The sequence below is a fragment of the Pseudomonas sp. W5-36 genome, from assembly GCF_046540455.1.
Lineage (GTDB): Bacteria > Pseudomonadota > Gammaproteobacteria > Pseudomonadales > Pseudomonadaceae > Aquipseudomonas > Aquipseudomonas graminis_B.
This window is the reverse complement of the sequence record NZ_JAXCIQ010000002.1, coordinates 69,352-84,793: the sequence shown is the minus strand read 5'-3', so window position 1 is coordinate 84,793 and position 15,442 is coordinate 69,352. Positions and strand designations below refer to the sequence as shown.

Sequence of the window (15,442 nt, the reverse complement as noted above, 5' to 3'; positions counted from 1 at the left end):
CAGTTTAAAGGAACAGCCCGGGGCCCGGGCGGCTTCCTTCGGGGAATCTGACGCCCACTTTGAGGATCTTGTTCCCGTCCATAACCGCAACCGTCCAAATAGTTCCATTCCATTCGATCTGGTCGCCCACGATCGGCGCGCCGCGATTCTTCTGAATGATGAACTGACTCAGCGGCATCCCCGGATCCAGCCCGTCGAGTTTCAGGCCGTAGAGTGCCGCGACAGCCCCCAGCTCAGCGTCTCCCTCGAGAACGAAGTCGCCGAAGAAGCGCAGATCCAGACCCCGCTGCGGCGCCTGACTGAACAGCTTGCCGAGGGCAGGAAGGTCGTGTTCGTGGCCGATGACGCACAGCAGATCGCCGACTTCCAGCACCGTACTACCCGACGGGTGGAGCAGTTGCTGACCACGGAACAGCGCTGCGATCCGCGTGCCTTCGGGCATTTTCAGCTCGCGCAACGCGGCACCGATGCACCACTTTTCGGCGCCAAGGCGATACACGAACAGCTCCCACTCGCTGGTGACATGCACCTCCAGCGCCGCGCGGGAGATCGGCGCCGGATCAGGCGGCACCGTCACTTTCAGCCATTTCGCCACCCACGGCAGGCTCGTGCCCTGAACCAGCAGCGACACCAGCACGATGAAGAACGCGAGGTTGAAGTACAGCTGCGCATGGGGCAGGCCGGCCATCAGCGGGAAAACCGCCAGAATGATCGGTACCGCGCCGCGCAAGCCTACCCAGGCGATAAAGGCTTTTTCGCGACCGTGGAACACCCGGAAGGGCAGCAGCCCCGCCAGCACCGACAGCGGCCGCGCCACCAGAATCATCCACAACGCCAGGCCCAGCGCCGGCAGCGCGATCGGCAGCAAATCATGGGGCGTGACCAGCAGGCCGAGCACCAGGAACATGCCGATCTGTGCCAGCCAGGCCATGCCGTCGAGCATGTGCAGAATGCCGTGGCGGCTGCGAATCGGCTTGTTGCCCAGTACCAGACCGCACAGGTAAACCGCGAGGAAGCCGCTGCCGTGGATGGCGTTGGTCAGTGCGAAGACGACGAGACCACCGGCGACCACCAGGATTGGGTACAGGCCGTTGGCCAGATTAATCCGGTTGACCAGCTGCAGCATGATCCAGCCGCCGCCCAGCCCGATGATGCCGCCGATGCCGAATTCCTGAATCAGGTGGCCCAGCAGGCTCCAGTGCAGGCCGGTCTGTCCGCTGGACAACATGTCGATCAACGTGACGGTGAGGAACACCGCCATCGGGTCGTTGCTGCCGGATTCGATTTCAAGGCTGGCGGTCACCCGTTCGTTCAGGCCTTTGCCGCCCAGCAGCGAGAACACGGCGGCGGCGTCTGTGGAACCGACGATGGCGCCGATCAACAGGCCCTGGATGATGTTCAGGTCAAACAGCCAGGCGGCAACCATGCCGGTCAGCCCCGTGGTGATCAGCACCCCGACCGTCGCCAGCGACAAGGCGGGCCAAAGTGCAACCCGGAAGCTCGCCACCCGCGTGCGCAAGCCGCCATCGAGCAGGATGACCGCCAGCGCCAGGTTGCCGACCAGATAGGCCGTTGGGTAATTATCGAAGATGATGCCGCCGCCATCGACGCCCGCCACCATGCCGACGGCGAGGATGATCACCAGAATGGGAATGCCGAGGCGGGAGGACAGCGAGCTGACCAGAATACTTGCACCCACCAGCAACGCGCCGATCAGGAACAGGCTGTTGATGGTCGTGGCATCCAAGGGCGGTACTCCAGAAACGAATTCGAACAAACGAGGGCGCGAACTGACCATGCAGTCCGCGTGCCAAGGGATTTAACCTGTTGAATTGCATGGCTGTCAAAGCGTAATTCCAGATGGGTGGGCTAATGTTGCCGCAGGGCCCGCCCTGCCACTCGCATGCCGCTGTGCATACACGTTTCCCAGATGACGGCGGTAATACCTATTTATGCCAGTCATTGGCGTGGACTCTGGTCACCTTCTGTTTCTATCCAGAAGAAGTGATCACCATGAACGTACAAGCCCACCCATTACCCGAATCGGATGAGCGTCAGCTCAAAAAAATGGCGAGCCGTTATGTCGCCGTTTACCCCGATCTCAACGCGCTGGCGAGGTCCGCTGCGCAGAACATCATTTTCAGGCACACCGGTAAGCATCTGGATCCTGATCAGGTGTATTGGCATCGTTTCTCAACCGCCAGCAGCAGTTCACGGTCTTTTACCGGATGGCAGCATGCTGGTAAGGCGGTGAAGTCGATGACGATGACCGAGTTGGTGATTCGCCGTTTCGACGTTAGCGACCAGCAAGCCCCGGACGAGCTGGCGGTGTATGGAGGTTTCTACACCGACGGCCCCGAACATGGCGTTTTCAATGAACAGAATGAAGTGCGCATGCTTCCGGCAGAGGTGCTCAACGATTTCTGGGCCCTCGATTTCAGTGCGGGCTACCGGCGCCAGATGGACCGGTTCTGGGCTCAGCACAGCGACAACTTCTGCGTGCTTGCCAAGGTGCGCTACCTGGCGTCTGCGGGAGAAAGCCTGAGCAGAGGTCTGTTGTCGGCGACGGATTTCGACGTACTGCGCAGCGTCCTGACTGCCGGGGGTGACTCTGTGACGCTTGAGCAGCTGCGTGACCCCGCGCCTGCGACGTCAGCGGTATCGGTGTTCCATCTGGAGCTGGGCGCGTTCAAGGCTCGGGACATTTTGCGTGTTGTCGATGAGGGTGGCCGTCAGATCCTCTATGTCTGCGGTGCGCAAACCCCTTTCTACTGCTTCGATACCCATCAACAGGTGTACGAATGGTTGAAGGGGCAGTTCCTTTCCCTTGGCACTCGAGAGGCTATTTGCGCTCGCTTTCTGCATTCGGCGAGCGATTGGGACACGCACCGCGTTGCGTTTCAGCGCGATGTGACTCAGCTGCTGATGAGCGACCACGATAACGCGGGGGTCGATCGACTCGTCAATCGCGGGGCGGCACCGATTCCGGGTGATCCGTTCGCCTATCTTCGTGATGTCGCCCGTCACGACATGACCGCTGACGCCACCACCCTGCTGACCGATAACAGCGATCTTCGCAAGCAGATCTGGCTGGGGTATCTGAACGCCTTTCTCTCCGTGTTCGGCAATCTGGCGCCGCTGGGTTGGCCGCTGGCATTGGCTGTGGTGGGCGCGAGCCTGATCAGCACCGGATTGAGCATCGATCAGGCGGTCAACGCTAAAAACGCCGAACAACGCAGGCGGGGTATCTTGGGCGCCATCGCCAGCGCTATTTATCTGTTCGTGAACCTGCCGCTGCTGTCGCGCCTGGGAGCTGATGTCAGGGAACCCATGAGGCCCCGAAGCCCAACGGGGCTGAGCGCAGGTGCCGATGCCATGCCGACTCCCGTGGCCACCGATCCTTTGTCCGGCATGAGCAACAACGTTGTCCTTGAATCGCTGACGCCGGTCTCGGAGCAAGGGCTCCATGAAGGGACATATCGGCTGGGCAATGGCGAGACATGGGCGTTCATCGACGGGCAGGCGCATCGTTTGAGCCTCGATGAAAGCCTGGGCAGCTGGGTCATCGTCGATCCCCAGAACCCGTTTGCGTTCAGTGGCAGATGCCCGGTTCGGTTCGATGGGCAAGGCCGGTGGGAACGGCTTCCCATCCCGGGCCTTGCTGGCGGTGCACCCATGGACGCCGGCGCCCTGGCGGTCACTTCGCCGCCTGCGACGCCCTTTTCCAGCGTGCAATCGGCATTCTGGGATCGCTTCATGCAGCTCAACCTGTTTGATGAGCAGCTGTATTCCGAGGCCGCTCTGGCCCGGCAAAAGGCCGTGGTGGAAGTGTTCTGCATGGAGCCACAGGAAATAGTCTCGACCGACTCCGAGGGTGAAGACGTGCATTTTGATCAGTGGGGCGCCAAGCATCGCGTGTTCAAGACCGCAGACGGTGAATACGTCGGCTCTTCCATCAAGCACTACACCCACGAAGACGATGCGTATAACCAGTTTTTGCGAACCGGCGTGGCGATCTATTCCGATCAAGTCGCGCTGGTACAAAAGCTCGTCGAGGATGTCAGCACGCTGGGGTACAACAATGACGTCGCACTGTATCGCGGCGGCAGTGGGGCGCGTGGTACGTCGGGGGCCTTTTTTCGCACCGGCGAGGTGACCGTGGGCGATGTGCTGGTCAATACCGACATCACCTCGTTCAGCGAAAATCCCTATCAGGCGCGCACTTTTGCCAGCAGTCAGGCAGGCGCCCATGCCAGTGCCACGAATACCCCGGTCCGTTTCGACGACACCAGCGTGGTGTTTGTGCTGCCGGAAAAACAGTACTTGGGCGCGGCACCCATCGCGCCGTTCTCCGCGAGTCCGGACGAGGCTGAGGCTATCTTTTTGCCCGGGCACTATTTTCAGATCGACAGCATCGAGCAAGTGATCGGGACGTTTTATCGGTTCATGAAAGTACAGCTGCGCGAAGTCACCGGTCCGGTCCCGGGCCGAAAATTGCTCGACATGCGAACCGCAGAGCCTTTCAGTCGCCAGGATTACGCGGCCCGACTGGGAAGCGCCGGGCGGGTGTTGGTCGATTGTTTTTTCCCGTCTCAACAACCCTGAACTGCCTGCTCATTTCGTAAGCAATAATTATCTATGGCGGCCCGGCGTGCCTGTCGGTGGACTCTAAGGGCTCACTCACTGACAGGATGTCGGGTTATGAAAGACAGAAAGGATACGACCGCTCCGCAGCGCAGAGCTGACGCGCCTGGGCGCAGCCGCGACAGCTCGCGACCTTCGGGCTGGGGTGGCCAGCGAGGCGAAGACTGGGGAGACAGTGGCTGGAATGAGCCACCCGTGCCGCGCGACCAAGACGGGTGGCCCGTCGAGCCTGCCCCCGGGAAAGAAGTCGACGCTCACGCCACGCTGCTGAGCGACTGGCTCGGTCAGCAGCACGTGCGGTACGAATCGCCCCATGACTACGCACGCACGCAGGCGCAAGCCTACCTGCTCCAGCACTTCCCGGAAGAAACTGACCCTGATGAATTGCTGATCACCACGCTGTACCTCAATGGTCAGGATGCTGCGCCCCAGCGAGCCAACATCGCTCACGCCTTCACGCTGACCGACGCGCTGATGCATAACTGGCAGCAGGCAGGTAACGGCGACTGGTTTGATCATCTGGGTCACGTGCAGTCGTATCGCGAGGGAGGGTATCCCGCACGTGTCTCGCCCACGCCTCTGAACCTTCCGGATTGTTTCGCCTATGAGGCCGTTTATCGCAGAACCTCCCCGCAGCGATTTGATGCCTCCACCCACACGTCCATCGACCCCAAGGCGTTCAAGGCCTTCGTCTGGGATAACGCATTGCTCGATCACTACGAGAGGACGCTCGACACGTTCTGGGAACAGCATGGCGGTGACTACAACCTGCTTCTCAAGGCTGCCTTGCTCAAGTCAGCCTACATCCAGCATTCCGAAGGCTCGATGAGCCAGGAGGACAAAGCGCTGGTGCTCAAGTCCCTGGGCCTCGATCCGTCACAAGCCTGGGAGCAACTGACATTCGAATCATTCCGCGATGCACCTCTTTCCCATGCGTTCACGTTCCGCGAACTCATTCTGTATCGCTATGCAGCGACCGACATCATTGTGATCAGGGATGAACAGACAGGCCGGCTAGTGGTTTATATCCCCGGCAACTCGTCGCCTTTTCATGGCTTCAACGATCTCACAGCGCTACAGAACTGGATCGCGCTGCAGTGTAAAGACACCCGCAAACGGCAGGCCCTGGAGCGTCACTTCAAACTTGAAGACGACAGCGACGGTCTTTTTCTGAGCGGTCTCCATACGACGCTGGCCGGTCTTGCGGTCTTTCCGCACCTGCTGAACGGTGCGACAGGCAGTTGGCCCCCTTATCGGGAGATCGCGCTCGGTGCCGCACTTTCCCCTTGGCCGTTTTCCCACTTTCGCCAAAGCCTGCAGGATCGGCAGCGCTCTGATGCGGCGCTGAGTATTCGCACGCAAAGCGACTACCGCAAAGAGGTGCTCGCGCAGCGGTTGTCCACCGCCATCAGCGTCACGGGAGCCATCGCAATGGTCGTGCCCGAGCTGTGGCTGCCATTGGCGGCGATGTCGGTCGCGCTTCTGGGGCTAGGGGCAGACGAGGTGATCGAGGGCAAGACCTATGAAGAACGAAAAAACGGTGTTGGCCGCCTTGTCTTCGGTGTTTTGAATGCGGTGCCGGCCATTGCCCAGGGCGCCGTGGAGATTATTGACGCAGCCGCTGCGGCGCAGCGTGCAGGCGAAGTCGTTCCGGGTGCGGCAGATGAAGTGGGGCAGGTGATCGACAGTCGGAGCGCCGAGCAGAAAGCGGCAGCGTCTGCACAACAGCAGGAGATCGATGAGGAGATTGCGCAGCAGGCGCACGAGCGAGCCAACGAAGATGCAAGCGCACGAGAGGCCCGACTGGCGCAGGAAGAGCACAGTCGCCTGCTGCGCAAAACCCAGCACGAAGCAGGTTATGACAGCGCGAAGGCGTTTGGTGTTGAGCCAGAGGGCCTTCGATCGTTGCCCCCACGTTTACGAGCGGAGCTGACCCGGTTCGAGTACAGCGAGCCCCTTGATCTTTCGGGCAGCTGGACACGCGATGACGTCGGCGCCGTGTACAAATCCGTCGATCCGGCGTCAGGCGAGGCCGTTTATTTCGCCAGGATTCATTCGAAGATCTACCGGGTCGAGCGGGTCGATTCGGTCAAGCAGTACCGGATTTTCTCTCCCGAAGATGCGGCCATCAAAGGTCCTTATATCAAGCGCCTTAATGGGTTCTATTCAGACCTGGACCTGAGGCCTGGACTGCGGGGAGGGGAAAGCTATGGCGATGCCGTCACAGCGGCTTCCACGAAAGACCAGGGCGTGACTGCACCTGTCGAGCGCGTTCGGGCACAGCCCCGGGTTCAGATCGATGTGCCGATGGACGGCATTGAGCAGAGGACGCTGACTAACAGTGCCGGTCATCAGGTCCATCGGTTTTACGCCATGAATACGCCGGAAGGTACGGGCGTGTATTACGATGCTGACGTCGCGTGCTGGAGACATAAAGTCACTGAGGAGCTGCTTTGGCTGGATAACAACGGCAAGTGGAGCGTGGGGGACGAGCGTCGTTATCTGAGCGTCAAAGGCCGCCTTCGCGCCGGTGTGAATGACACGGTTTACACATTTCCGCGGCTGCCAGGCGTGTCTGCGAAGTCTTTGCCCATCGATCGTACGATTCATCAGATCTGGCTAGGCGATGGATTGCCCGGACCAGACCTGATCGAAACGATCAAACAGAACATCAGGACCAGTCCGGATCTCAAGTTCGCACTTCATGTCGATATCGATTACTCCGCAACAGTGGACGGCTTGACCGCCGAGCAGCAGTTGCAGGCTGAATTTTCCAGCTTTCCCCAGATGACCATTTCGAGCCTCCAGGACGAGCAGTTCTTCGATGGCTTTTCCCTGTACGAACAGGAAAGTGCCGAGCCGTACGCCTACTTCCGTCATGGCCAGAACCAGAACCTTGCGGCCGCTGCGGATGTGCTCAGGTACCGCCTGATCAGGGAGTACGGGGGCATCTACATGGATTGCGATGATGTCCTGGCCCAGTCGTTCAAGGGCCAGGCACTTGCCGCAGGCCCTTCCGATGTGCTGGTGGGCAGGTCAGTCAGCTCCGAAACGCTCATGCACGTCGGCCCTGCAAACAGTCACTTTGCCAGCCATCGGGATAATCCGGTGCTCAGAGCGATGGAGACAGCGTTGCACCAGCGATTCAAACTGGGGGAAGAGGCGTTGAGGGCCCTCAAACATTCGTCCTCGGACGCCAAGAGGTATCTCGCCGAAGTGTCCCGTATCACGGGACCCGGTTTGTTCCTGGACGTCATTAAGTCGTCCCGGCCCGATTATGCGGGGCTGCTGACCGGAAACTATCGGGCGACCAGCAACATACTCTCCGTCGCGTATTCGGAACGTCTGGAGGAAGTGGAGCGGTTTTATCTGCCCTTCGCCAACCGACTGAAAATCGAGCCGGGTGGCGAAAACCTCCGGGGAGAGGCGGCGGGCCCCACTGAGGGCGTCTCGATCGTTGATCTGCCCGAGGTCCTGCCACCGACCCAGAGTGGTTTCCTGCAGCCGGATGCCCCCGCGATCAAGGTGGCGATTCCCATCGACGGCGTCAGCACGTCTGGCGGGCGTTATTCGATCATGATCGATGGCAGACAGCGCGGGGTCATTTACGATGACGACGCGAAAACCTGGAAGCTTCCGGGCACCGACTCAAGAGGGCTGAGGCTGGACCAGAATGGAGACTGGCAGTCGCGAAGCGTGCTGGATGAACCCCAGCCTATCAATCCGCAGGCCACCGTCGAGGTGGTCGAACTCCCCCGGCTGCCCACCCTGCCCACTCACCTCAAGCCGATACCGAGAAAGATTCACTACATATGGGTGGGCGATCAGCCGCTGGAGGAAGCCCGCATGGAAAACCTCATCAGAAACGCAAATCGCAGCCCGGATTTTCAGTCTGTTTTGCATGTGGATGTCGACAGTCAGGAAACGCTGAATCGCATTCGCGCGAGCGTGAAAAGTCGTGCGCCGTCGCTGGCGGTGTCGAACCTGCAGGATGAGAATTTCTTCGCGGCGTTCCTTCGCGGCAGGCATCAGGCGCTGTATCGCGAGGCACGAGGCGGTGCAGGTAAAAACTATGCTGCCGCCTCCGACATCCTCCGTTATCCCCTGATCGACGCCTACGGAGGCATCTACATGGACTCCGATGATGTGCTGACCGCTTCCATCAACGGTGTTCATCTTGAGGCGGCCCATGGCGACTTGCTGCTCGGCAAAGCGGTTGCTGTGCCCTCGCTGGATTTTCGCGGCTATGGCAATAGCCTGTTCGCCAGTCATGCGGGAAACCCTGTGCTTGCTCGTCTCAGCGAAGAGCTGGCCTTGCGAAACCAGGCGCAGCCCGGGTTTTTCGAGACGCCCCCTCCCACGGTTGATCGTTCCACGCCGGTCACCGAGTTGCTGACCTCGCAGGCCATGAAGGGGTACCGCAAAACCGTGCTCGAGCTGACGGGCCCGGCGCTGTTCAACGATGTGTTGCGAGAGCAGCGGCCGGACTACTATCACCTGGGCATCGATCCGCCCAGTCACCTGCCCGTTCGCTCCGCCGCGTTTCAGCGGCAGCTGGAAGCATTGCAGGATCACTTCTTCCCGTTCAAACGCAAAGCGCCTGTCGAAATCGGAAATGGACACGACTGGTAGCAGGTGAGCGCGGCACTCAGAACCACGCGTCGTGCATCGTCAGGCACGCATCATCCCGGCGCTCGAGGATCGCCAGTTCATGATGGCAGCCCGGTACTTCCCATGTCAGGAAGTACCGGGCGGCCTGCAACTTGCCCTTGTAGAAGTCGCTATCGGCTTCGTCGTTCTTCTCCAACCCTTCCTGGGCGCGAATCGCCTGCGCCAGCCAGCGCCAGCCAATCACTGCGTGCCCGAACGCCTTCATGTACAGCGCCGAGTTGGCCAGTGTCGCGTTGACCTTGCCCTGGCTCAGATCGGTGAGCAATCCAAGGGTGACCGCTTGCAGGCGGGCGACCAGTTGCTCCAAGGGTTGTCGCAATACCGTCAGCGATTCATGGGCCTGCGCGCGCTCGCAGGTATCAGCGATCAAACGAATCAGTTGCTTGAGCCCGGCGCCTCCGTTTTGCGCCAGTTTCCGGCCCAGCAGGTCCAGCGACTGAATGCCGTGGGTGCCTTCATGAATCGGGTTCAGGCGGTTGTCGCGGTAGTACTGCTCCACCGGGTACTCCCGGGTGTAACCATGGCCGCCGAGAATCTGGATCGCCAGTTCGTTGGCCTTCAGGCAAAACTCCGAGGGCCAGGACTTGACGATGGGCGTCAGCAGGTCGAGCAGCTCGTGGGCGTGTTTACGCACCTCCTCGCTCTCGCCCGTTTGCGTGTCGTCGAACAGGCGAGCGGCGTACAGACCCAGGTCAAACGAGCCTTCTACGTAGGCTTTTTGCGTCAACAGCATACGTTTCACGTCGGCGTGCTGAATGATGGATACCGGCGCGCCGTCCGGTGACTTGCTGTCAGGCAGTCGGCCTTGGGGGCGTTCGCGGGCGTATTCCAGTGAATACAGATAACCGGCATAACCCAGCATGACTGCGCCCATGCCGACGCCGATGCGCGCCTCGTTCATCATCTGGAACATGCAGCTGAGGCCTTGATGGGGCTTACCAACCAGGTAGCCGACGCAGTTGCCGTTGTCGCCGAAGTTCAGCGCGGTAGACGTGGTGCCGCGCCAGCCCATCTTGTGAAACAGGCCGGCCAGGAGGACGTCGTTGCGCTCACCGAGGCTGCCGTCGTCGTTAACCAGAAACTTGGGGACGATGAACAGGGAAATGCCTTTAACGCCCGCTGGTGCGTCGGGCAGTTTGGCGAGGACCAGGTGGACGATGTTTTCGGAGAGCGGATGATCGCCGCCCGAGATAAAGATCTTGTTGCCGCGCAGGCGATAGCTGCCGTCTGCGGCGGACTCGGCGCGGGTGCGGATGTCTGACAGCGACGAGCCCGCGTGGGGCTCGGTCAAAGCCATAGTGCCGGAGAAGCGACCCTCGATCATCGGTTGCAAAAAGCGCCGCTTTTGCTCGTCGGTGCCGAAGTTTTCGATCAGATTTGCCGCGCCCATGGTCAGGAAAGGGTAGGACGCCGTCGCGGCATTGGCGGACTGGAAGTGGGCAAAGCAGGCCTGAGAAAGCAGGGTCGGCAGCTGCATGCCACCGGCTTCGAAGTCCCGGGCGGCATTGAGAAAACCAGCCTCGAGGAAAGCGTCCACGGCGGGCTTTACTTCCGGGATCAGCACCGCTGCGCCGTTCTCATAGCGCGGCTCGTTCTCGTCGTTTTTACGGTTGTGGGGCGCGAAGTATTTCTCCGCGACGTTGCGTGCCGTGCTGATCGCCGCATCGAAGGTTTCCCGACTGTGCTCTGCGAAACGCTCGCGTTGGGTCAGCGCCTCGGCGTCCAGCACTTCATACAGCTCGAAAGCCAGATTGCGGGAACTGAGCAGCGTCTCGGACATGGCGGCGTACCTTTCTTGGGAATGCCGTCGAGTCTAGGGGCGAGGGGGAGGGGTGAACAGGATGATTGATGCGGGTGATGGGGCGATCAAACGGGGGGTGAACGCAGGTCGGATGACCTGCGCACCCCCTGCACTTATCCGATCGTCATGAGGCTCGCGTTACCGCCCGCTGCTGCGGTATTCACGCTCAGCGCACGCTCGATCACCAGGCGCTCCAATGCAATGTTGGTTTCGCCTTTGGACAAGCCGTGAACGCCGACAATAGCGCCGCTGCGTTGAGCGACCTGTTCGCAGATGGCGCGCAACTGATCGGAATCACCGTGGTGCAATACCGCGTCAATGGCGACCTCATCCTTGTGCCAGTCGGCGACCAGCTTGATGCGCGACTGAACGTCCTTCGGCAGACGGTTGCGCAGCGACTTGGCCGGCTCAACGTCCGGCACGATCGCCGTGCTGCCCACCGCCATCACGGCGGCCAGTTGCGCCAGCAGATCCGTCTCATCCTCGGCCAGGCACAACACGTGTTCACGGGGCAGGATGCTGTAACTATTGCGCTCGCCGGTGGGGCCCATGAGCGTGCGGGTCACGCCGCTTTGGGATTGCTCGGCGAACTGGCTGCACAGCGCTTCCAGGCCGCTGAGTTGCTGAGTGCCTGCCCAGGCGTTGAGCGCATTCAGCGGCTTGAGCATCGCCTCTTGCATGCGGGTGTCCGGCGCCTGTTGTGCATCGCGGGCGGCGAAGGATTTCTGCACGGCGTCGGCGGGGCGCGTCGACAGCAAACGGTACAGATACAGCGGTCCACCGGCTTTCGGACCGGTCCCCGACAGACCTTCGCCACCGAACGGCTGCACACCCACCACGGCGCCAACGATGTTGCGGTTGACGTACATGTTGCCGGCGTTGACGTTGTCGATGACCTTGGCGATGGTCTCGTCGATGCGCGTGTGCACGCCCAGTGTCAGGCCATAACCGGAGGCGTTGATCTGCGCGATCAACGTGTCCAGCTCACGGCGCTTGTAGCGCACGACGTGCAGTACCGGGCCAAAGATTTCCCGTTGCAACTCGTCGAAGCTGTCCAGCTCGATCAGCGTCGGCATCACGTAGGTGCCGCGCTTGATCTCGTCGCTGTCGGCAATGGCGACCTGATACACAGTGCGGCCTTTGTCGCGCATGGCCTGAATATGTTTCTCGATACCGGCCTTGGCTTCTTGATCGATCACCGGACCGATGTCCACCGACAGGCGTTCCGGGTTGCCGAGGCGGCTCTCAGCCATCGCACCTTTGAGCATCTCGATGACACGATCGGCGGAGTCTTCCTGCAGGCACAGCACGCGCAGCGCTGAGCAGCGTTGACCGGCGCTGTCGAACGCCGAGGACACCACGTCGATGACCACTTGCTCAGTCAGCGCCGAGGAATCGACGATCATCGCGTTCTGGCCACCGGTTTCAGCGATCAGCGGAATCGGCCGGCCCTGGGCATCGAGACGGCCGGCGACGTTGCGCTGCAGCAAGCGGGCAACTTCGGTAGAGCCGGTGAACATGACGCCCTTGACGCGATCATCGCCGACCAGTCGCGCGCCGACGGTTTCACCCCGGCCTGGCAGCAGTTGCACCACGCCTTCGGGAATACCGGCTTCGAGCAGAATGCGGACGGCCTGCGCGGCAATCAGCGGTGTTTGTTCAGCGGGTTTGGCGAGTACCGGATTGCCCGCCGCCAGGGCTGCGGCGACCTGACCGCTGAAAATCGCCAGCGGGAAGTTCCACGGGCTGATGCATACCACGGGGCCCAACGGGCGGTGAGCGTCGTTGCTGAAATCATTGCGCGCCTGCACCGCGTAGTAGCGCAGGAAATCCACGGCTTCGCGCACTTCGGCGATAGCGTTGGCGAAGGTCTTGCCGGCTTCGCGAGCCAGCAGGCCCATCAACGGCTGAATCTCGGCTTCCATCAGGTCGGCGGCGCGCTCAAGGATGGCGGCACGTTCGGCGGGCGGCGTCGCTTGCCAGATCGGGCCGGCGCTGAGGGCGCTGAGCAGGGCGTTATCGACGTCTTCCAGACTCGCTTCCTGCACGTGGCCAACCACGTCACGCAGATCGGACGGGTTCAGGACTGGCGCTTCAGTGCCGGCGCTGACCGGGCTGCCCAGCATAGGGCCGGCCTTCCAGTCGTTGTGCGCCGTGGCGAGCAGGGCCGAAGACAGCGACGCCAGACGGTGTTCGTTGGCCATGTCGATGCCGGCCGAGTTGGCGCGTTCGCTGCCGTACAGGTCGCGCGGCAACGGAATGCGCGGGTGCGGCAGGCCGAAACCACCTTCCTGAGTCGCCATGCGCTCGATGCTGGACACTGGGTCGGCCACCAGTTCCTGTATCGATATGGACTGGTCGGCGATGCGGTTGACGAAGGAAGTGTTGGCGCCGTTTTCCAGCAGTCGACGCACCAGATACGCCAACAGCGTTTCGTGGGTGCCGACCGGTGCATACACCCGGCACGGCCGGTTCAGCTTGCCGTCGGCGACTTTGCCTACGACCTGCTCATACAAGGGCTCGCCCATGCCGTGCAGGCACTGGAACTCGTACTGACCGGGGTAATAGTTCTGACCGGCAATGTGGTAAATCGCCGACAACGTGTGGGCATTGTGGGTCGCGAACTGCGGGTAGATGACTTCCGGCACCGACAGCAGTTTGCGCGCGCAGGCGATGTAGGAAACGTCGGTGTAAACCTTGCGCGTGTAGACCGGGTAGCCTTCCAGGCCCTCGACCTGAGCGCGCTTGATTTCGCTGTCCCAGTACGCGCCTTTCACCAAACGGATCATCAGGCGATGACGGCTGCGGCGTGCCAGGTCGATGACGTAATCGATCACGTAAGGGCAGCGCTTCTGATAGGCCTGAATGACAAAACCGATGCCGTTCCAGCCGGTCAGTTGCGGTTCGAAGCACAGGCGCTCAAGCAGATCCAGCGACAGCTCCAGGCGGTCGGCTTCTTCGGCATCGATGTTCAGGCCGATGTCGTATTGCTTGGCCAGCAAGGTCAGCGAAAGCAGGCGCGGGTACAACTCGTCCATCACGCGCTCGTATTGCGCCCGGCTGTAACGCGGGTGCAGGGCGGACAATTTGATGGAGATGCCCGGCCCTTCATAGATGCCACGGCCGTGGGAAGCTTTGCCGATCGAGTGGATGGCCTGCTCGTAGGACGCCAGGTATTTCTGCGCGTCGTGCTCGGTCAGCGCTGCTTCGCCGAGCATGTCGTAGGAATAACGGAAACCTTCCGCCTCGAACTTGCTGGCGTTGGCCAGGGCCTCGGCGATGGTTTCGCCGGTGACGAACTGCTCGCCCATCAGGCGCATGGCCATGTCCACGCCCTTGCGAATCATCGGTTCGCCGGACTTGCCGATGATGCGGCTGAGCGAGGAGGTCAGGCCGGCCTCGTTGTGGGTGCTGACCAGTTTGCCGGTCAGCAGCAGGCCCCACGTGGCGGCGTTGACGAACAGCGACGGGCTGTTGCCCAGATGCGGGTGCCAGTTGCCGGTGCTGATCTTGTCGCGGATCAACGCGTCGCGGGTGCCTTTGTCGGGGATGCGCAACAAGGCTTCAGCCAGACACATCAGTGCCACGCCCTCCTGGGATGACAGCGAGAATTCCTGCAGCAGGCCCTGGACGATGCCGGCGCGCCCGCCGGCGCTCTTCTGGTTACGCAGCTTTTCGGCAATCGACGCGGCGAGCTTGTGCGTTGCATCGGCCATCGGCGCAGGGAGGCGCGCCTGCTCGATGAGCATCGGCACCACTTCAGGCTCGGGGCGGCGGTAGGCCGAGGTGATCGCAGCGCGCAACACCGACTGGGGAAGAATGCTTTCGGCGAATTCAAGAAATGCCTGATGGCCATTTTCGGCGGGCAGGTCACCCTGATCGTCGGCGTCTTTGCCACCTTGTCCACTGAGTTCATTCAGCGTCGCACCGCCCTCGAGCTTCTCCAGATAATTGAAGATCGCCTGCTTGATCAGCCAGTGGGGCGTCCGGTCGATGGACTGCGCCGCCGCTTTCAATCGCTCACGGGTGGGGTCGTCGAGTTTGACACCGAGGGTGGTGGTGGCCATTTCTTATCCTCATGACAGCCACGGTCATGTGGCTTAGCTGCGGCAAGATTAGCTGTGCGACTGCAAGGGTGCAACCGGGTGCAACCGCTTTTTTCAAAGTGTTTCACGGGTGCCCCGTATTGAGCCAAACCGCCCTGATTCAGCTCCGTTGAGGTGCCCCGCAGGGCAGGGCTCTATTTGGCAGCTCCCCGTAAACACGGCATATGTGGCACTTTGATCTAATTTGTAAAAAAGCTCAGTGAAGTCTTTTTTCGGGTTG

5 protein-coding genes are annotated in these 15,442 nt (G+C 61.1%); 2 read left to right on the top strand and 3 right to left on the bottom strand.

What is annotated here, in order from left to right:
- Nucleotides 1-4 precede the first annotated feature (4 nt).
- Nucleotides 5-1,747, bottom strand: a complete 1,743-nt coding sequence (locus SLW74_RS03230; RefSeq protein ID WP_065986589.1) for a potassium/proton antiporter — start codon at nt 1,745-1,747, stop codon at nt 5-7.
- 266 nt (nt 1,748-2,013) lie between these two features.
- Here SLW74_RS03230 and SLW74_RS03225 point away from each other — a divergent pair, with 266 nt between their 5' ends.
- The gene (locus SLW74_RS03225; protein ID WP_410928121.1) at nt 2,014-4,605 is read left to right on the top strand and encodes a dermonecrotic toxin domain-containing protein; all 2,592 of its coding nucleotides are present in this window, start codon (nt 2,014-2,016) and stop codon (nt 4,603-4,605) included.
- 96 nt (nt 4,606-4,701) lie between these two features.
- On the top strand, nt 4,702-9,276 hold the full coding sequence (locus tag SLW74_RS03220; protein WP_410928120.1) for a dermonecrotic toxin domain-containing protein: 4,575 nt from the start codon (nt 4,702-4,704) through the stop codon (nt 9,274-9,276).
- Between the two features lie 16 nt (nt 9,277-9,292).
- Here the strand turns inward: SLW74_RS03220 and SLW74_RS03215 are convergent, their stop codons facing one another.
- Nucleotides 9,293-11,095, bottom strand: a complete 1,803-nt coding sequence (locus SLW74_RS03215; protein ID WP_410928119.1) for an acyl-CoA dehydrogenase — start codon at nt 11,093-11,095, stop codon at nt 9,293-9,295.
- A gap of 134 nt (nt 11,096-11,229) precedes the next feature.
- Nucleotides 11,230-15,183: a trifunctional transcriptional regulator/proline dehydrogenase/L-glutamate gamma-semialdehyde dehydrogenase gene (gene putA, locus SLW74_RS03210; RefSeq protein ID WP_410928118.1), complete on the bottom strand. Its 3,954-nt coding sequence runs from the start codon at nt 15,181-15,183 to the stop codon at nt 11,230-11,232.
- Between the last annotated feature and the right edge of the window lie 259 nt (nt 15,184-15,442).